This is a genomic window from Pseudomonas californiensis, assembly GCF_021147775.1.
In the GTDB taxonomy this organism is placed as follows: Bacteria; Pseudomonadota; Gammaproteobacteria; order Pseudomonadales; family Pseudomonadaceae; genus Aquipseudomonas; species Aquipseudomonas californiensis.
The window spans coordinates 167,224-184,041 of the sequence record NZ_JAGTPK010000001.1; the positions used below are offsets into that span (position 1 = coordinate 167,224).

Genomic DNA, 16,818 nt, shown 5'->3' on the forward strand with positions numbered 1-16,818 from the left:
AGCCGAGACTGGGCTATGCGAGATGACCGATTGAAACGTGGTGCCGGGCCCGCTCCCGGCAAAGACTTTTTTCTGCCTGAACTGTGCCTGCCGCAGGCATTGCTCGTGCTCGTGGTGCTGGCCGAGCTTCTGGTGATCGTGCTGGTGCTGGTCGAGCCGATGCGCTCGGGCTTCGACTGGGTGCGCCTGGCCCTGATGTCGCTGTTCGTGCAGTGGATCGTTCTGCTGTCGGCGGCCCTGCTGTGCGGGATGCGGCCTTGGCTGGCGCGCCTTTCGCCGGGGCTTGCCGGGTGTTTGAGTTGTCTGCTGGTGGTCGGCCTGACGCTCTTGTGCACCGCCGTCACAGACGTTTGTCAGTTGACCGGCAGGATTTCGGTCACCGGGATGGTGGAGCGCTACCTGCGTTACTCGACGATTGCGCTGATCATGTCCGCCCTGATGCTGCGCTATTTCTACCTTCAGGCGCAGTGGCGCAAACAGCAGCAGGGCGAGCTGCGCGCCAGGATCGAATCGTTGCAGGCACGGATCCGGCCACATTTCCTGTTCAACACGCTCAACAGCATTGCAAGTCTGGTGGTCAGCAATCCGTTCAAGGCCGAGCAGGCTGTGCTGGATCTGTCAGATCTTTTTCGCGCCAGTCTGGCCAAGCCAGGCACGCTGGTGAGCTGGAGTGAAGAGCTGGCTTTGGCAAAACGATATTTATCGATTGAGCAATATCGTCTCGGCGAGCGTCTACAGTTGGACTGGAGGGTGAGCACGATTCCCGATGACTTGCCGATTCCCCAGCTAACCTTGCAGCCATTACTGGAAAACGCCTTGATTTATGGCATCGCCCCTCGCATCGAAGGGGGCGTCGTCACAGTCGAAGCAGACTATAGAGGGGGAGAGTTCATATTGTCTGTCAGCAATCCCTATGAAGAAGTTGCCAATCGGCAGACTTCCAACGGTACTCAACAGGCCCTGACGAATATCGGTGCGCGTATTACGGCACTTTTTGGCCCATATGCCAGTCTGAGCGTGGAGCGCCGTGACGGTCGTCACTACACCTGTCTACGCTATCCTTGTGCGAGACTCACGCAGGAAGCCAGAGCTATATGAATGTCCTGATCGTTGATGACGAACCCCTGGCCCGCGAGCGACTGAGCCGATTGGTCAGCGAAATCGAGGGTTACCGGGTACTTGAACCCAGCGCCGCAAATGGTGAAGAAGCTTTGGCGCTGATTGAAAACCTCAAGCCAGATGTTGTGCTGCTTGATATCCGCATGCCAGGCATGGATGGTCTGCAAGTGGCCGCCTGGCTGTGCGAACGCGAGGCACCTCCTGCAGTGGTCTTCTGCACGGCGCATGACGAGTTCGCCCTGGATGCGTTTCAGGTCAGTGCTGTCGGCTACCTGGTCAAACCGGTGCGTCCTGAACACCTTGTCGAAGCCTTGAGAAAGGCCGAGCGTCCCAATCGTGTCCAGTTGGCTGCGATGACCCGTCCGGCCGCCGAAAGTGGTAGCGGGCCGCGCAGTCACATCAGTGCGCGCACTCGAAAAGGCATCGAGTTGATCCCTTTGGATCAGGTGATCTTTTTTATCGCTGACCACAAGTACGTCACCCTGCGGCACGAGGGCGGTGAAGTTCTTTTGGACGAACCACTCAAGGCACTGGAAGACGAATTCGGAGACCGGTTTGTGCGGATCCACCGCAATGCGCTGGTTGCCCGTGATCGTATCGAGCGTTTGCAACGCACACCACTGGGGCATTTTCAGTTGTTCCTCAGGGGTCTCAATGGCGATGCATTGATCGTCAGCCGCCGTCACGTGGCGGGCGTTCGCAAAATGATGCAGCAACTGTAGGGCGGGCCATTGCCCCGAAGGAAAGTTTGCTCGCGAAGACCGAGTCTCAGCACTGGCTAGCGCCAGATCCGTGAGTTGTCCGGTTTCTTTGCGAACAGGCGTTTCCTGTGATTCTCGGCCCGACTGATTCCTGACCCGAGTCAATTTGCCTCAGCGACTTATCGGTCAATCCTGAAGTCGTTCCGGCTGAGCTGTTATTATCCGACGCATCTACTCCGTACGGATTGTTCAATGTCTTCTCGCGAAATCCGCATCGCTACTCGCAAGAGTGCGCTTGCCCTCTGGCAGGCCGAATACGTCAAGGCGCGACTCGAACAGGCTCATCCAGGCTTGATCGTCACGCTGGTACCCATGGTGAGTCGTGGCGACAAGCTGCTGGACTCCCCACTTTCAAAGATCGGTGGCAAGGGTCTGTTCGTCAAAGAGCTGGAAACAGCGCTGCTGGAGAATCAGGCCGACATCGCCGTGCATTCCATGAAAGACGTGCCGATGGACTTCCCTCAGGGGCTTGGGCTGTTCTGCATCTGCGAGCGCGAGGACCCGCGGGACGCCTTTATATCCAATACTTTCGCAAGCCTCGAAGCGTTGCCGGCGGGGAGTGTTGTTGGTACTTCGAGTCTGCGTCGTCAGGCCCAGTTGTTGGCGCGTCGCCCTGATCTGAAAATCCAGTTCCTGCGTGGCAACGTCAATACCCGCCTGGCCAAGCTGGATGCAGGTGAGTACGACGCGATCATTCTCGCCGCTGCCGGGCTTATCCGTCTGGGCTTCGAAGACCGTATCACCTCGGCGATCAGCGTCGAAGACAGCCTGCCAGCGGGTGGGCAGGGTGCGGTGGGTATCGAGTGCCGCAGCGTCGATGCGGAAATTCACGCGCTGCTCGCTCCCCTGCATCACGAAGCCACGGCTGTGCGTGTCATTGCCGAACGCTCGCTGAACAAGCACCTCAACGGTGGCTGCCAAGTGCCTATTGCCTGCTACGCCGTACTGGAAGGCGATCAGATGTGGCTGCGGGGTCTAGTGGGTGATCCATCAGGCAGCCTGCTGCTGCGCGCTGAAGCCCGTGACTCGCAGACGGCGGCTCAAGCACTTGGTGTGCAGGTTGCCGAGGCGCTGCTGGCGCAGGGTGCAGCGCGCATCCTGAAAGCCGTCTACGGTGAGGCCGACGACGAATGAGCCAGTGGCGTCTGCTGCTGACACGCCCTGCCGAGGAGTCGGCAGCCCTGGCGCAGGTGCTGGCTGATGCCGGTATCGTCAGCAGCAGCATGCCCCTGTTGGAAACCGAACCCCTGCCTCTGAATCCCGCGCAGCGCTCGATCATTTTCGAGCTGCTCAGCTATTGTGCGGTCGTCGTCGTCAGCAAACCTGCCGCGCGCCTGGCTGTCGAGTTGATCGACGAAGTATGGCCGCAACCTCCTCAGCAACCCTGGTTCAGCGTGGGTGCGGCTACCGGACAGATACTGAAGGACTACGGGCTTGACGCCAGTTGGCCCGAGCAGGGCGATGACAGCGAAGCGCTGCTGGACTTGCCGCAGCTGCAGGCCGCGATTGCTGTGCCCGGTAGCCGCGTGTTGATCATGCGTGGTGATGAGGGGCGAGAACTGTTGGCAGAGCGCTTGCGCGAGCGTAACGTCGCGGTCGAGTACCTGCCGCTGTATCGTCGTTATCTGCCAGAGTATCCGTCCTCGGCACTTGTGCAGCGTGTCAGGTTGGAACGCTTGAACGGGCTGGTGGTCAGCAGTGGGCAGGGTTTTGAACATCTGCTCCAGCTGGCCGGCGATTCGTGGCAGGATCTGGCCGGGTTGCCACTGTTTGTACCAAGCCCCAGGGTCGCTGATATTGCTCGTGCGGCAGGGGCACTGAAAGTTGTTGATTGCCGTGGCGCGAACGCCGCGGCATTGCTGGCAGCGTTGCGGGGTCAGCCTCAGCCTGCCGTTTAGGCGTATTGATCGACATCATGTCGTTTACGCTATTACGCCAAAATGCAAAGGATGGGATACGTGAGCGAAACTGCCTTGCCTAAAGACGAAGAATCGGTGCTGAAAACGCCGGCATCCACGCCCGACCCCGTGCGCCCGGAACGCCCGGGTAACCGCAATGGCGGTCTCGTGATCCTGGCGTTGTTGCTGGGTATCGCTGGCATTGCCGTCGCAGGTTGGGGTGTGTGGCAACTGCGTATGTTGCAGGCCGGACATCAGCAGCAGCGCGGCGAGGTCCAGGATATTGCCGTACAGACGCTGGCGCTCGCCCAGAATGATCAGCAGCTGACGGCGCGTCTTGCGCAGTTTCCGCCAGCCGATCAACTGGAAGACAGCCGCCGGCTGGTGGCGCAACTGCAAGGCGATCAGCAGCGTCTGAGCCAGCGGCTTGAAACCGTCCTGGGTGCCAGCCGCAAGGACTGGCGTCTGGCCGAGGCCGAGCATCTGCTGCGCCTGGCCAGTCTGCGTCTTTCTGCGCTGCAGGACATCAACAGTGCTCAGGCGCTGGTTCAGGGCGCTGACGAAATTTTGCGCGAACAGGATGATCCCGGTTCATTCGCTGCCCGCGAGCAATTGGCCAAGAGCCTGGCTGCGCTGCGCAGCGTCGAGCAACCAGACCGTACCGGCCTTTTTTTGCAGATCGGCGCCTTGCGTGACCAGGCTGTGCAGCTCAACAAGCTGGCGCCTGAATACGAAGACAAGGGTGACGTGCTGCCTGGCTTGACGGACGAGCAGCAGGACAGTGTGTGGTCGCGCTGGTGGAATCAGATTTCCCATTATTTCCGCGTTGACTTCAATGCCGACAAGGACATTCGCCCGGTTCTGGCAGGACAAAGCCTGTCGCAAGTACGGCTGGCGCTGAGCCTGACCCTTGAGCAGGCGCAGTGGGCCGCGCTCAATGGCGAGCCAGAGGTCTATGCGAAGGCACTGGCCGAGGCCAAGAGCGTGCTTCAGGCCAATTTCAGTCAGGATGACCCGCAGAGCAAAGTGCTCAGCGAAGGCATCGGGGCTTTGTCCGGTCAGCCGGTCGCAGTCAAGACGCCTGATCTGACGCAGAGTCTGAGTGCGGTGCAAGCTTATCTGGCGCGCCGTAATGCTTCCAGCCAGCCAGCTGAGGCGCAGCAGGGGAAAAGTCCATGAAGCGCTTCTATGTCTTTCTGTTTGTCGCCATCGCAGCGGCAGCATTGATTGGCGTTGCCATTGCTGAACATTCCGGCTACGTGCTGATCGCCTATCAGAACTTCCGATATGAATCGAGCCTGTGGGCAACGCTGGCATTGCTGATCGCCGCGTTGCTGCTGGTTCTGCTGGTCCGGTTGCTGATTCGCCTGTTGACGACCTCGGGTGGTCTGGTCAATCCATGGTCACGCCGCAATCGTCGTCGCCGTTTGCAACTGGCTATCGAGCATGGCCAGATGGACCTTGCAGAAGGCCGCTGGGCGAGCGCACAGCGTCACCTGCACCGTGCCGCCGAAGCCGATGCTCATCCGCTGTTGTATTACATCGGCGCGGCACGTGCGGCCAATGAGCTGGGCCGCTATGAAGAGAGCGACGGTTTGTTGGAGCGCGCCCTGGAGCGTCAGCCTCAGGCCGAGCTGGCCATTGCCCTGAACCATGCCCAATTGCAGCAGGATCGAGGTGATACCGATGGTGCACTGGTGACCTTGCAGGCCATGCAGGAGCGCCATCCGCATAACCCTCAGGTGTTGCGTCAGTTGCAGCGTCTTTATCAGCAGCGCGGAGATTGGCCCGAGCTGATCCGTCTGATGCCCGAGTTGCGCAAGGACAAGGTTCTGCCACCGCGAGAGCTTGCCGAGCTGGAACGGCGTGCATGGGGTGAAAACCTGTCGTTGGCCGCTTATCGTGAAGAGGGAGAGGGAGAGGGTACGCTGACCGGCCTTCCTTCACTTGAAAAAGCCTGGCAAGGCTTGTCCTCGGCACAACGCCAGGAGCCACCGCTGGTGCTGGCGTATGCCGATCAACTGCGCCGTCTGGGCGCTGACGCACAGGCAGAAGAGGTGCTGAGGGCCGCACTCAAGCGCGACTACCACAGTCACCTGGCGCGTTTGTACGGATTGGTTCGGGGCAGTGATCCGGCCAAGCAGTTGCAGACGGCGGAAGGCTGGCTCAAGCATCACCCCAGCGATCCCAGCCTGCTGCTCACCCTGGGGCGCATCTGTCTGCAAAGTCGGCTTTGGGGCAAGGCACGTGACTATCTTGAAAGCAGCCTGCGCCTGGAGCGTAATCCTGAGACGTGTGCGGAGCTGGCTCGCCTGCTGGCGCAGATGGGCGAGACCGACCGTAGCAATCAGCTGTTCCAGGAAGGTCTGGGTTTGCTGGATGAGCGTTTTCTGGCGCGTCCGTTGCCAGCATTGACTGCCGTTTAAGACGCCAGTCACGGGAGCCCGTCTCAGGGCTCTCGTGGCGAGAGCGATCAGTTATTGCAGCTCTTGTGCCCCGCTTACGAGTATTCCTACACTGCGCCGCGAATAAGCCAGGTCTTTGAGTCTCCTGTTCCTTTGCTGAACGGCGACTTATCTGTACGGCGTTGCCTTGTAAGCCTCGTGCCGTTTCCTCTACCGTTATCGCCTCGTCTTTTGTTACGGATTCGCCATGCATCTGGCTCGCACGCGCTCCTTGTTTTTCATGGCATCCCTGATATGTGCATTGATCATTGGTGCCGTCGTCTATCTTCAGCACAACTTCGGTCTTGAACCGTGCATCCTTTGTCATTTCCAGCGAGCGGCCATCATCGCCTGCGCTGTGTTGACGCTGGTGGCTGCAGTGCACGCCCCTGGCGTGAAGGGTTGGCGGCGATACTGTGTCGGGATGTTGCTCATCATCCTTGTGGGAGCGACGGTGGCGGGTACTCAGATCTGGCTGCAAACCGCTCCAGGCGTTGATGTGGTGCCTGTCGTCGCGTTGCTTGAGTCAGGACTCGATGTGATGTCGCTTTCCACAGGCAGTAGTGGTCTACGGGGCCTCGCGGACATTTGTGCCGTCGTCACCTGGTCACTGTTTGGCCTCAGTCTTCCCGAGTGGAGTCTGCTGGCATTTGTGGGGCTGGCACTGATGCCTGTATATCTGCTTTTCAGCGATCTGAACCCGTGGGTATCAGCCGAAAGTCGGACGCGGTATTAAACGCTTGTATGAACTTTATCGTCTGGGTACCTTGATGGCCTTGTCGAGCGGGCATAATCTGGGCCGCACGCGTCATTGGAAGTATGCTGTCCTGACGCCTTACACAGGCCGCGCCCTCGCAGATCGCCAAGGCCGGCACAGGACCGCATGCCCCTGAAGGGAAGAGAGAACATCATGTTGGAAAGTTGTCAGAATGCTCAGGAACGCTGGGGCGGGGTCAATCTGCTGATCGATCGCTGGTTGCAGGACCGTCATGAATTGATCAAGGCCTATGACGCGCTGGGCGACACGCCTGAAGCGTTGGCTGCGGATCGTGTAGCGCTGCAGAATTTCTGCGAAATCCTGGTCGATTACGTGTCGGCTGGCCATTTTGAGGTCTACGAACAGCTGAGCAATGAAGCCAAGGCGTTCAATGACGAACGTGGGCTGGAGCTTGCGGACACTATCTATCCGCGTCTCGACGTCATTACCAAGTTCGCGCTGACATTCAACGATCGCTGCGACAAAGGCGATTGCTCGGACTGCACTGTAGTGGCCAAGGAATTCAATCAACTGGGTGGCTTGCTGCACGAGCGCTTCGAGCTGGAAGACTGCCTGATTGAGGTGCTGCACAACTCCCATAAGGAAGAAGTCGCCGCTCAGGTCTGACAGCTCGGACCGGTGTTGCGATTACCAAGGGTGCTTTTGCACCCTTTTTCATTTTTGCGCAGGATGGGTGGCGCGTGATAGCCGCTCAGGAGTTGATCACTGAGAGACAGCGATCAACTCGATTTCGAATACCAGCGGCGTGAACGGATCGATAAGGTCGCCAGCACCCTCTGCGCCATAAGCCTGATCCGAAGGGATCACCAACCGCCACTTCGCGCCAACCGGCATGCCTTGTAATGCGCTGGTCCAGCCACTGATCACGCTGTCGAGTCTGAACCACTGCGGCTGAGTGCTCTGATCGAAAATGGTGCCATCTGGCAGGCGACCCACATAACGCACCTCGACTCTGCCGGTGGCATCAGGCTTTGGACCTGTGCCCGGCGTCAGCTCGGTCATCAGAATACCGTCAGCCAGCGTCTTGACGCCCGGCTTGGCTTTTTCGCTCTCCATGAACTTTCGCTCCGCACCCAAAGCTGCTTCGGTGGGCGCGTCGGTGCCTGTGGTTTCTGCTTGCGCCATTGCCGCGTCATGCTCGCGCAGGATTTGGTCGATGCGCTCTTGCTTGAGCGCCAGCGGTTTACCCTGGTAGGCCTGTTTCAAACCATCGACCAGCGCCTTGAGATCAAGGTCCGGGACTTCCTGGTGCAAGCGCTCGCCAAGACTGGCTCCCAGGCTGTATGCGAGATCGCGGGAGTCGTTGTTGGGCGGTGTTTCAGCGGCCTGAGCCAAGGGTAGCAAGAGGAACAACGACGTTAACAGGTAGCGCGACATGGATGTTCTCCGGCCTGGGAAGGCACGATTATGCCAGTGCAAGCACCTGTGGTGATGGCTCTTGCGAATTGAATTTCGTCATGCGCCCGTGTCTGGCGTGGTAATCATTTTTTGCAGTATGCAACAGGGCGCTTTCGATGGTGTCAAGATGCCCTAGCGGAGATGCGGGCAGAAGCCTAGTATGAGCCGCAATTTCGTCACCCAGGAGGTAAGTCATGTCGGCCAAAAAGAAGCCAGTAAATACTCCGTTGCATTTGCTCCAACAATTATCGGGCAGCTTGCTTGAACATCTGGAAGACGCCTGTTCCCAAGCTTTGGCTGATGCCGAGAAACTGCTCGCCAAGCTTGAAAAACAACGGGGCAAGGCGCAGGAAAAACTGCATAACTCCCGTACCAAGCTGCAGGACGCCGCCTCCGCCGGAAAAAACAAGGCGCAGACCAAGGCCAAAGGTGCCGTAGCTGAACTCGAAGAATTGCTCGATGCGCTGAAAGAGCGCCAGACCGAAACCCGCACCTACATCCTGCACCTCAAGCGTGATGCTCAGGAAAGTCTGAAGCTTGCTCAGGGCATTGGTCGCGTCAAGGAAGCCGTTGGCAAGATCCTGACCACGCGCGCTGAAAAGCCGGTTGCCACCAAGGCCGCTGTTAAAGCACCTGCCGGCAAGGCGCCCGCTGCCAAGCCGCCAGTAAAAACCGTCGCCAAGCCCGCGCCTAAAGCCGCCGCTGCCAAGCCTGCCGCCAAAGCGCCTGTGAAAGCTGCCGCCAAGCCTGCTGCCAAGGCACCAGCTGCTGCCAAAGCACCTGCAGCGTCGAAAACCGCTGCTGCGAAACCAGCCGCCGCTAAAGCTCCAGCGAAGCCTACTGCTGCAAAAGCTCCAGCGAAACCTGCTGCCAAGCCTGCGGCGACCAAGGCACCTGCGGCTAAACCTGCTGCAAGCAGTGCTGCCAAACCCGCCGCCAGGGCTCCTGCCAAAGCGCCGGCAAAAGCGGCTGCCAAGCCAGCTGCCGCCAAGCCTGCAACACCCGCCGCAGCCAAACCGGCCGCCACGCCAGCTCCGGCTGCCACCCCTTCGGCCACCCCTGCTCCTGCAGCGGCCAACGGCGCAGCACCTGCCACTACCAGCGCCTCTTAACGCCGGTTGGTAACAGAGTCGGCCGTGATGCGCAGCACCTGCAGCGCATCACGGCTGTTCTCGCCATCGCCTTCGCTCAACCCCTCCAGCCACTCGCTCAAATCCAGTGCTTCTCCGGTCGGCCAGCTTTCGGTCAACGTCTCAAGGCGGGCCAGCAAATGCTGTTCGGCTTCCAGTTCCAATGTTTTTACGCGGGCTCGAAACAGGTCCAGCGTCGTATCGTGAAGCGCCGCATTGCGCCATTGAGTGCGCAATTCACGAAGGGGACGCACGACGTCCTGGTGCCAGGGTGTCGCCAACTGTCCGATTTCCAACAATCGCTGCTGATTGCACGTCACGCCACGCAGGCCCAGCCATACGCCACAAAGCACCATGCACACGTTGGCCCCATTGGCTTGCAGCGACAGGCATGCCTGCTCCACACCTGGTCGGGCATAGAAATCGAGGGTGAAACTCCAAAGCTCTGTAGGCATAGTGATCAACCTGTCCGGGACGAAGCTGGTAGACTCCGCCGCCATTATGATTCGACTTCAAAGCCTTACCTTACAGCGTGGTCCGCAACGTCTGCTAGAAGACGCCGAGCTGACCCTGCACGCCGGCCATAAAGCCGGTCTGATCGGTGCCAATGGCGCCGGTAAATCCAGTCTGTTTGCCTTGCTGCGGGGTGAGTTGACACCCGACGCCGGTGACTGCCTGCTGCCTGCTGACTGGCGTATTGCCCATATGCGTCAAGAGATCGAGACGCTTGAACGGCTGGGCGTGGACTACGTGCTCGATGGCGACGTGCGTCTGCGTGAGGTTCAGCGCTTGCTGGCCGAAGCCGAAGCGGCGCAGGACGGTGCCGCTCAGGCGCGCCTGCATGCCGAGCTCGACAGCGCCGACGGTTATACCGCCGATGCGCGTGCACGCAAGTTGCTGGCGGGGCTGGGGTTCACCAACGAGCAGATGGAACGCGAAGTCGGCAGCTTTTCCGGGGGCTGGCGCATGCGCCTCAACCTGGCGCAGGCCTTGATGTGCCCATCCGACCTGTTGCTGCTCGACGAACCGACAAACCACTTGGACCTCGACGCCATTCTGTGGCTCGAAGACTGGCTCAAGAGCTACCCCGGCACCTTGTTGCTGATTTCCCACGACCGGGATTTTCTGGATGCAGTGGTTGATCACATCGCGCATGTCGAGCAGCGCAAGATCACCCTCTATCGCGGTGGCTACAGCGCCTTCGAGCGTGCCCGTGCCGAACGTCTGGCCCAGCAACAGCAGGCCTACGAGAAGCAGCAGGTGCAGCGTGCACACATGGAAAAATACATCGCGCGCTTCAAGGCCCAGGCCACCAAGGCGCGTCAGGCCCAGAGCCGCATCAAGGCGCTGGAGCGCATGGAAGAGCTGTCCGCCGCGCACGTGGACTCGCCTTTCAATTTTGTTTTCCGCGAGTCCGACAAGATTTCCAGCCCTCTGCTGGATTTGTCCGACGCGCGTCTGGGGTATGGCGACAAGACCATCCTGGAGAAGGTCAAACTGCAGCTGACTCCGGGCGCCCGCATAGGGCTGCTGGGCCCGAACGGCGCAGGCAAGTCGACGCTGATCAAGAACCTTGCCGGTGAGCTGTCACCGCAAAGCGGCCATCTGGTGCGTGGTGAAAACCTGACCGTGGGCTATTTTGCCCAGCATCAGCTGGACTCGCTGGATGCCAAGGCCAATCCGCTGCTGCACTTGCAGCGGCTGGCACCGACCGAGCGTGAGCAGACGTTGCGCGATTTTCTCGGCGGTTTCGACTTCCGTGGGGCGCGACTGGATGAGCCAGTGCTGAACTTCTCCGGTGGCGAAAAAGCGCGGCTGGCCCTGGCCCTGATTGCCTGGGAAAAGCCCAACCTGCTGCTGCTCGATGAACCAACCAACCACCTCGACCTCGAGATGCGCCTGGCGCTGACCATGGCCTTGCAGGAGTTTGGGGGTGCGGTGCTGGTGGTCTCCCACGATCGACACTTGCTGAAAAGCACGACCGATGACTTCCTGTTGGTCGCCGACGGCCGTGTACAGGAATTTGACGGCGATCTGGACGATTACACCCGCTGGCTGGCGGACTACCGGTTGCGTAACGCCCCGGTCAGTAATACGCCGGTCAATGCGGACAAGACTGACAAAAAGGCCCAGCGTCAGCAGGCCGCAGCGTTGCGTCAGCAACTTGCGCCGCACAAGCGCGAAGCCGACAAGCTTGAGCGCGATCTGGGCACGCTGCATGAAAAGCTCGCCAGGGTTGAAGAGGCATTGGCAGACAGCGCCAATTACGAAGCTGCCAACAAGGACAAGCTGCGCGATCTGCTCGCTGAACAGGCGAAGTTGAAAGTACGCGAGTCCGAACTGGAGGATGCGTGGATGCAGGCGCTGGAATTGCTGGAGTCCATGCAGGCCGAGCTGGAGGCATTGTCGTGAGTGGGGCAAGAGTTTGATGGAAGTATTGGGAATGCCAGTATCGGCCTATTGGATCGAGCCGATTCTGGTCGGCGTGCAGATCTTGCTGATCCTGTTGGCCGGTTATGTTCTGCAACGCATTGTGGCGCGTTTTCTGACCGGTCTGGGTGAGCGTTACCCACTGCCCCCAGAGCTTCTGGTGCCGTTGCGCGGGGTGCTGCGCTGGCTGATCATGGGCAGCGCGTTCGTCTTTGTCTTGGGCCGCCTGGGGGTTTCTGCCACGGTGTTGTGGACGGCGTTGTCCGGTTTCGTGGCGGTCGCTGCGGTGGCGTTCTTTGCCATGTGGAGCGTACTGTCGAACCTGCTGTGCGCGATCCTGATCTTCACCATCGGCCCGTTCCGTATCGGCGACATGGTCGAGCTGGTCGACACGCTGGACAAGCCCGGCGTCAAAGGCCGAGTGATCGACATCAACCTGATGTTCACCACGCTGATCGAGCCGCCAGAAGCGGGCGGCGCGCTGGTTCAGGTGCCCAACAGCCAGTTCTTCCAGAAGTCTGTGCGTCGCTGGCGCGGCAGCGATCTGGTGCCTCAGGTGGCCATCGCCCGGCAACTGGATGAGCAGGATTAAAAATAGTTAGTCACGGCGCGTTTTACGCACTAATTTAGCGGACATTCGACTCTGCTTGAGGTGCGTAATGGCGCTTGAAACGTGGCTGGGCTTTTTTGCAGCCTGCTGGATTATCAGTCTTTCTCCTGGGGCGGGCGCGATCGCCTCAATGTCCTGCGGCCTGCAATACGGTTTCTGGCGCGGCTACTGGAATGCGCTGGGACTGCAAATTGCGCTGGTTGCGCAGATTGCAATCGTCGCCGCAGGGCTTGGCGCTGTGCTGGCAGCCTCTGAGCTGGCCTTCACGCTGATCAAATGGTTCGGTGTGGCGTATCTGGTTTACCTGGGTATCAAGCAATGGCGTGCGCTGCCCAGCGATCTTGCCGATGAATCGGCGGTTCGTCCGGTCGGCAAACCGATGACCCTGGTTTTCCGGGGTTTTCTGGTGAACATCAGCAACCCCAAGGCCCTGGTGTTCATGCTGGCGATCCTGCCCCAGTTCATCGACCCAGCCGCACCGTTGCTGACGCAATACGCAATTATTGCGGCGACTATGGTGGCGGTGGATCTGATCGTGATGGCGGGTTATACCGGGCTGGCGTCCAAAGTGTTGCGACTGCTCAAGACGCCGAGTCAGCAGCGTCGTTTGAATCGCACTTTTGCCAGTCTGTTTGTAGGCGCGGCTGGCTTTCTCGCGACCTTGCATCGCGGCACCGCCTGATCAACGTATCATGAGCCTGCCGCCCAAAATACCGGTGGGCAGGCTCATGAATGCGTCTGACAGAAGTTCTGCATGGCTCAGCGCAGGATGCGCGGAGCTTCGTCTCTCGGCAGGTTGTTCTGGATTTGACCCTGGCCGGTGTATTCCACTTCACCACGCAGTTGCTCGCGCAACTGACGCGCTACGTCTTCACCGATCGACTTCGAGACATCACGAATCACCCGACCACGGTTGAGCGAGACCTTGATGTCGCGACCGTTGACCAGTTTGGTGTCCTGCCCTTCACCCATGGCGGTAAAGGCCGAGGTGACTTCGTAGGTACGGGTGTTGATCAGGCTGAAATCAGCCACCAGTGTCAGACCCAGAATGGCGGAGTGGGTGTCGGTATTGGCAATCTCGCCCACATCCTGCTGGAAGTCGATGTCCGACACGGTGCCGAACAGCACGTAGTCCGCGCCCTTGAAGTTGCCGTTCTTGATGCGCTTGATGACGTCGTAAACGTCTTCTTTGGAACTGGCAGTGTAGGGCGTGCCTTGGACCAGCTGGAACATGCCGGACTTGAGAATCTCGCCCTTGATGTCGCCACTGAATTTGCGCAGTTCACCCTGCTCGATGTAACTGCTGCGCGCTTCATACTCGTCATAGCTCGACGAGCCGCTGGCGCTGTAGCGGTTGGCCTGGATGTTGGTCCGTGCCGAAACGGTGTGGATGTACTGCTCCACACGTTCCTGAAAGGCCATGTCTGTCACTGCGATCTTCGGCGCTGCGTTCGCTGCGAACGCGCAAACCATGCCGATAATGCCAATCCATGTGCGCATGTGATCAACGCTCCGTGGTTTTGCGAATTTCTTTTTCGTCCATCCACTCTGCCAGGCCGCTTTCAACGTCGATCAATTGCAGGCTGAATTTGTAGAAGACGTCCTTGTAATCGCTGCTGCGCTTGACGATGGAGCTGATCGAGCCTTCCAGGCGGTATTTGGCGGCGACCATGTTGCCGGTCTTGGCCACAGTGGTCTTCTTGTACAGACCGCTCTGGTTTTGCAGCTTGAGCTGGTCAACCTGGTTCTGCATCTGGTTGTCGTCGCTTGCGAAGCGCGCGGTGCCCGTTTTCATCAATTGAGTCTTGATGGAGTTGGTGATTTCGCGCGTGTCGATGTACTCGCTGGTCTTGTTCTTGACGTCGTAGACCTGCACAACCGGGCGACCCTGCAGGGTGCCGGACTGGGCGAGAGAGCGAGTCATGCTCTCTGCGATCATCTGCAGGTCGGTTGAGCCGAATTCGTTGGTAACCGTTTCAACGGCCTTGGTGTCGCCGTAGCTGATGTTCTTGCTGCCAAGACTCGGGGAGTTGTTGGCGCAACCGGTGACCAGCAGAGCAATAGCGGCGATGGAGCAGAGGCGGGTGGACAGCATGGGTAGTTTCTCCGGAACTGGGCAAAGGGTTGAGCGGATCAAGGCGTGTTGATTTCGATGCGGAAATCAGTGGCACGCGGGACCGGCGCGATGGCAGGCAGGACAGTGCTCTGCGAGCCATACAGCGTCATGCTTTTCCAGCTTTCTTCATCGGCCACAGGAAAACCGTCATTGCCCAACCAGGCAAAGCGGTAGTACATCATCCTGTTGCGACTGCTGGTGTTGGTCAGCTGAGCCTTGACGGTCAGAAAGCCGTTTTCACGTGCTACACGCATGGCGCCCACTTCGATGTTTTTGGTATCACCCATCGACACGACCTTGCTGGCCGCGCTGCCGGGTGCCGGTGGCGGCGGAGTTGCACAGCCCGCCAACAGGGCGAGCATGAGCGCGCCAACAATCTTCATACGCATGGAAAGTCTCCGATCAGGGTTGTTTGGCGGTGGCGACGGCTTGCGGCACGTTCGACGACATGACCTGAGCCGCCAGACTGCCGGCATAGACCTGGTTGCCCAGCGCGCGCAGCGGAATCACCTGGTAGCGCTGATCGACCTTGACCTGCACGTGCGAGCCGCCCAGTGCATTCGGCAGAATGATCTGGTGCTCGCCCTGAGTCAGGCGCAGACGCGCGACCAGCGTGTTATCCGGCAATGTGCGCCAGGTGCGGGTATCAGCGCCTTCGGTAACTGCAGAGGCGATACCGACTGCCAGGCCTGCCAGCGGGTTGACGTCGTTGAGTTGTTTTTGCGCCACACCGCGAGTGATTGCGCGAACGGTGGTACGCAGAATGATGCCGGGCATGTCATCACGCAGTGCGCGACGCGACATGTCGGTGGTGCTGTTGAGCAGCGTCAGGTTGAGCGGCTTGCCGTCCAGGACGATCTGGTTGAAGGCAGGCGTGGTGGTGTCTGGCTTGATGACCGGGAAAGACAGCGGGGTAATCACCAGATTGCCGCTGATGGGCAATGGCAGCGGAATCCGCACTGAATCACGCGCAGGTGCGAAGCCGCTTTGTACGACGATCAGGACTTCGCTGTTGCCATCCTTGCTGGCGGAGGCGTCAAGGTCCTTGAGGGCCTGCTCCAGCAGCGGCGTATTCGGGCGCAGTTCGGCTGCCTTGCGATAGCCTGGTGCAGCGAGGCCTTTTTCACCCAGTGCCTCGTAGACAAAGCCTGACAGGTAGTGACTGAACGCACTCTGGTAGCTGTTCTTCAGGCTCACGACTTCGGGGGCGTTGAGCGAGGCAACCGGGTAGCCTTGCAAGTCCTTGAACTCGGTCTTCACGCCACGGTTTTCGGCTTCCTGCTCGCTCTTGAGGTATTCCTTGTCACGCAGCTCGGCGATGACCGCTTCGCGTTCGTGGGTTTTTTTGATCTCGGTACGGGCGCCGTCGAAGTTGTTGCTGGCGAGCAGGTTAAGCGCCATTTGGGTGGTCAGCATGACCTTTTCGTAGTCATAACCTTCGTAGCGGCGGACCTTGTCGTTGACCAGGAAACTGCCGAACTGCGCCAGGTACTTGTCGGTGTCCAGCTTGACCGACTCTTCCCACTTGAACACCACCAGGTCTGCGGCACGCCAGGCGGTCTGGCTGCCGGTAAAGTCGCCCTTGGCGCGCAGCAGCTCGCCTTTCTCGAAGTAGTAGAGAATGTCCTTGTCTTCACCCTTGTTGTTCTTTTCAAGGGTGCCCAGTGCCGCATCGACATTGCCGCTGACCAACTGCTGGTTGGTTTCCTGCAGTTCTGTGTCGTAGCTTCGAAAGGCGGAGCAGCCGGCCAGTTGCACAGCTGAAATCAGCGCGAGCGCGGTCAAGGCACGAGAGGACATGGCGTTCCATTCCCTTAGATGACAGTCGTGGCGAAGGGCGCCAGCTGTTCAAGTCCATTTGGCCAAACAGCGACGCTGTTCGGGTTCGAGAGCCGCATCGCCGAGTAGGTACAGGGGTGCGGGCGCGGAATTATAGGGCTGGACGTGGGGATGACAATGGCTTTTTGCCGGCCTACAGCCATTTCGGATGATTCTTACGTCATAACCGAGACCTGCTGCACACTTTCCCCTGATATTGCATTGAACTATGAAGCAGGTTTGTGCAGCACGGAGACGTGCGACTCTCTTGCAAAATGCTGTAACAAAAAAACGGTTGGAGTATTGAGTAGCGCCT

The 16,818-nt window shown here is 59.3% G+C and carries 18 protein-coding genes; 12 read left to right on the forward strand and 6 right to left on the reverse strand.

The genetic code is table 11. The features are described from left to right. Window positions 1-15: 15 nt before the first annotated feature. From KDX37_RS00850 to rsd, 8 genes are all read left to right on the forward strand, one after another. Complete coding sequence (locus KDX37_RS00850) at window positions 16-1,098, forward strand: sensor histidine kinase (protein WP_231650699.1); 1,083 nt, start codon at window positions 16-18, stop codon at window positions 1,096-1,098. Continuing rightward, on the forward strand, window positions 1,095-1,841 hold the full coding sequence (locus tag KDX37_RS00855) for a LytR/AlgR family response regulator transcription factor (protein WP_231650700.1): 747 nt from the start codon (window positions 1,095-1,097) through the stop codon (window positions 1,839-1,841). Before KDX37_RS00850 ends, KDX37_RS00855 begins: the two co-directional genes overlap by 4 nt. Window positions 1,842-2,072: 231 nt before the next feature. After that, the gene (gene hemC / locus KDX37_RS00860) at window positions 2,073-3,014 is read left to right on the forward strand and encodes a hydroxymethylbilane synthase (RefSeq protein ID WP_231650701.1); all 942 of its coding nucleotides are present in this window, start codon (window positions 2,073-2,075) and stop codon (window positions 3,012-3,014) included. Continuing rightward, window positions 3,011-3,778 carry a uroporphyrinogen-III synthase gene (locus KDX37_RS00865; protein WP_231650703.1) on the forward strand — a complete coding sequence of 256 codons (768 nt, stop codon included), beginning with the start codon at window positions 3,011-3,013 and terminating at the stop codon, window positions 3,776-3,778. The genes hemC and KDX37_RS00865 overlap by 4 nt, the downstream gene beginning before the upstream one ends. A 60-nt stretch (window positions 3,779-3,838) precedes the next feature. Beyond that, window positions 3,839-4,957: a uroporphyrinogen-III C-methyltransferase gene (locus tag KDX37_RS00870; protein ID WP_231650705.1), complete on the forward strand. Its 1,119-nt coding sequence runs from the start codon at window positions 3,839-3,841 to the stop codon at window positions 4,955-4,957. Continuing rightward, on the forward strand, window positions 4,954-6,204 hold the full coding sequence (locus KDX37_RS00875; RefSeq protein ID WP_231650707.1) for a heme biosynthesis protein HemY: 1,251 nt from the start codon (window positions 4,954-4,956) through the stop codon (window positions 6,202-6,204). Before KDX37_RS00870 ends, KDX37_RS00875 begins: the two co-directional genes overlap by 4 nt. Window positions 6,205-6,430: 226 nt before the next feature. Further along, the gene (locus tag KDX37_RS00880; protein WP_231650709.1) at window positions 6,431-6,958 is read left to right on the forward strand and encodes a disulfide bond formation protein B; all 528 of its coding nucleotides are present in this window, start codon (window positions 6,431-6,433) and stop codon (window positions 6,956-6,958) included. Between the two features lie 174 nt (window positions 6,959-7,132). Further along, complete coding sequence (gene rsd, locus KDX37_RS00885; RefSeq protein ID WP_231650711.1) at window positions 7,133-7,606, forward strand: sigma D regulator; 474 nt, start codon at window positions 7,133-7,135, stop codon at window positions 7,604-7,606. 96 nt (window positions 7,607-7,702) lie between these two features. On the opposite strand, the gene KDX37_RS00890 is transcribed toward rsd, so the two are convergent. Next, entirely contained in the window at window positions 7,703-8,377 is a 675-nt protein-coding gene (locus KDX37_RS00890; protein WP_231650713.1) for an FKBP-type peptidyl-prolyl cis-trans isomerase, read from the reverse strand. Between the two features lie 215 nt (window positions 8,378-8,592). Here KDX37_RS00890 and KDX37_RS00895 point away from each other — a divergent pair, with 215 nt between their 5' ends. Next, window positions 8,593-9,510 carry an AlgP family protein gene (locus KDX37_RS00895; protein ID WP_231650715.1) on the forward strand — a complete coding sequence of 306 codons (918 nt, stop codon included), beginning with the start codon at window positions 8,593-8,595 and terminating at the stop codon, window positions 9,508-9,510. Here the strand turns inward: KDX37_RS00895 and KDX37_RS00900 are convergent. After that, window positions 9,507-9,983, reverse strand: a complete 477-nt coding sequence (locus tag KDX37_RS00900; protein WP_231650717.1) for a TIGR02444 family protein — start codon at window positions 9,981-9,983, stop codon at window positions 9,507-9,509. The genes KDX37_RS00895 and KDX37_RS00900 overlap by 4 nt on opposite strands. 46 nt (window positions 9,984-10,029) lie before the next feature. Here KDX37_RS00900 and KDX37_RS00905 point away from each other — a divergent pair, with 46 nt between their 5' ends. The 3 genes from KDX37_RS00905 to KDX37_RS00915 all read left to right on the forward strand — a co-directional run bounded on the left by KDX37_RS00905 (window position 10,030) and on the right by KDX37_RS00915 (window position 13,250). Continuing rightward, window positions 10,030-11,940 carry an ATP-binding cassette domain-containing protein gene (locus KDX37_RS00905; protein ID WP_231650719.1) on the forward strand — a complete coding sequence of 637 codons (1,911 nt, stop codon included), beginning with the start codon at window positions 10,030-10,032 and terminating at the stop codon, window positions 11,938-11,940. Between the two features lie 16 nt (window positions 11,941-11,956). Next, window positions 11,957-12,550: a mechanosensitive ion channel family protein gene (locus KDX37_RS00910; RefSeq protein WP_231650721.1), complete on the forward strand. Its 594-nt coding sequence runs from the start codon at window positions 11,957-11,959 to the stop codon at window positions 12,548-12,550. A 67-nt stretch (window positions 12,551-12,617) separates the two neighbouring features. Next, the gene (locus KDX37_RS00915; RefSeq protein WP_231650723.1) at window positions 12,618-13,250 is read left to right on the forward strand and encodes a LysE family transporter; all 633 of its coding nucleotides are present in this window, start codon (window positions 12,618-12,620) and stop codon (window positions 13,248-13,250) included. Window positions 13,251-13,327: 77 nt separating this feature from the next. Here KDX37_RS00915 and KDX37_RS00920 read toward each other — a convergent pair whose 3' ends face one another. From KDX37_RS00920 to KDX37_RS00935, 4 genes are read right to left on the reverse strand one after another with little or no spacing between them, the layout of a single operon-like run. Further along, window positions 13,328-14,068, reverse strand: coding sequence for a penicillin-binding protein activator LpoB (locus KDX37_RS00920; RefSeq protein WP_231650725.1), 741 nt, complete (start codon window positions 14,066-14,068; stop codon window positions 13,328-13,330). A 4-nt stretch (window positions 14,069-14,072) separates the two neighbouring features. Continuing rightward, on the reverse strand, window positions 14,073-14,660 hold the full coding sequence (gene lpoB, locus KDX37_RS00925; protein WP_231651001.1) for a penicillin-binding protein activator LpoB: 588 nt from the start codon (window positions 14,658-14,660) through the stop codon (window positions 14,073-14,075). A 41-nt stretch (window positions 14,661-14,701) separates the two neighbouring features. Next, window positions 14,702-15,073: a YcfL family protein gene (locus tag KDX37_RS00930; RefSeq protein WP_231650727.1), complete on the reverse strand. Its 372-nt coding sequence runs from the start codon at window positions 15,071-15,073 to the stop codon at window positions 14,702-14,704. Between the two features lie 13 nt (window positions 15,074-15,086). After that, window positions 15,087-16,484 carry a COG3014 family protein gene (locus KDX37_RS00935; RefSeq protein ID WP_231650729.1) on the reverse strand — a complete coding sequence of 466 codons (1,398 nt, stop codon included), beginning with the start codon at window positions 16,482-16,484 and terminating at the stop codon, window positions 15,087-15,089. Between the last annotated feature and the right edge of the window lie 334 nt (window positions 16,485-16,818).

Coding starts and splice junctions, on each gene's coding strand:
- hemC (WP_231650701.1), top strand. CDS start 2,073: ATGTCTTCTCGCGAAATCCGCATCGCTACTCGCAAGAGTGCGCTTGCC.
- rsd (WP_231650711.1), top strand. CDS start 7,133: ATGTTGGAAAGTTGTCAGAATGCTCAGGAACGCTGGGGCGGGGTCAAT.
- KDX37_RS00890 (WP_231650713.1), bottom strand. CDS start 8,377: ATGTCGCGCTACCTGTTAACGTCGTTGTTCCTCTTGCTACCCTTGGCT.
- KDX37_RS00855 (WP_231650700.1), top strand. CDS start 1,095: ATGAATGTCCTGATCGTTGATGACGAACCCCTGGCCCGCGAGCGACTG.
- KDX37_RS00935 (WP_231650729.1), bottom strand. CDS start 16,484: ATGTCCTCTCGTGCCTTGACCGCGCTCGCGCTGATTTCAGCTGTGCAA.
- KDX37_RS00905 (WP_231650719.1), top strand. CDS start 10,030: ATGATTCGACTTCAAAGCCTTACCTTACAGCGTGGTCCGCAACGTCTG.
- KDX37_RS00880 (WP_231650709.1), top strand. CDS start 6,431: ATGCATCTGGCTCGCACGCGCTCCTTGTTTTTCATGGCATCCCTGATA.
- KDX37_RS00910 (WP_231650721.1), top strand. CDS start 11,957: ATGGAAGTATTGGGAATGCCAGTATCGGCCTATTGGATCGAGCCGATT.
- KDX37_RS00900 (WP_231650717.1), bottom strand. CDS start 9,983: ATGCCTACAGAGCTTTGGAGTTTCACCCTCGATTTCTATGCCCGACCA.
- KDX37_RS00895 (WP_231650715.1), top strand. CDS start 8,593: ATGTCGGCCAAAAAGAAGCCAGTAAATACTCCGTTGCATTTGCTCCAA.
- KDX37_RS00930 (WP_231650727.1), bottom strand. CDS start 15,073: ATGCGTATGAAGATTGTTGGCGCGCTCATGCTCGCCCTGTTGGCGGGC.
- KDX37_RS00850 (WP_231650699.1), top strand. CDS start 16: ATGCGAGATGACCGATTGAAACGTGGTGCCGGGCCCGCTCCCGGCAAA.
- KDX37_RS00865 (WP_231650703.1), top strand. CDS start 3,011: ATGAGCCAGTGGCGTCTGCTGCTGACACGCCCTGCCGAGGAGTCGGCA.
- KDX37_RS00875 (WP_231650707.1), top strand. CDS start 4,954: ATGAAGCGCTTCTATGTCTTTCTGTTTGTCGCCATCGCAGCGGCAGCA.
- KDX37_RS00920 (WP_231650725.1), bottom strand. CDS start 14,068: ATGCGCACATGGATTGGCATTATCGGCATGGTTTGCGCGTTCGCAGCG.
- KDX37_RS00915 (WP_231650723.1), top strand. CDS start 12,618: ATGGCGCTTGAAACGTGGCTGGGCTTTTTTGCAGCCTGCTGGATTATC.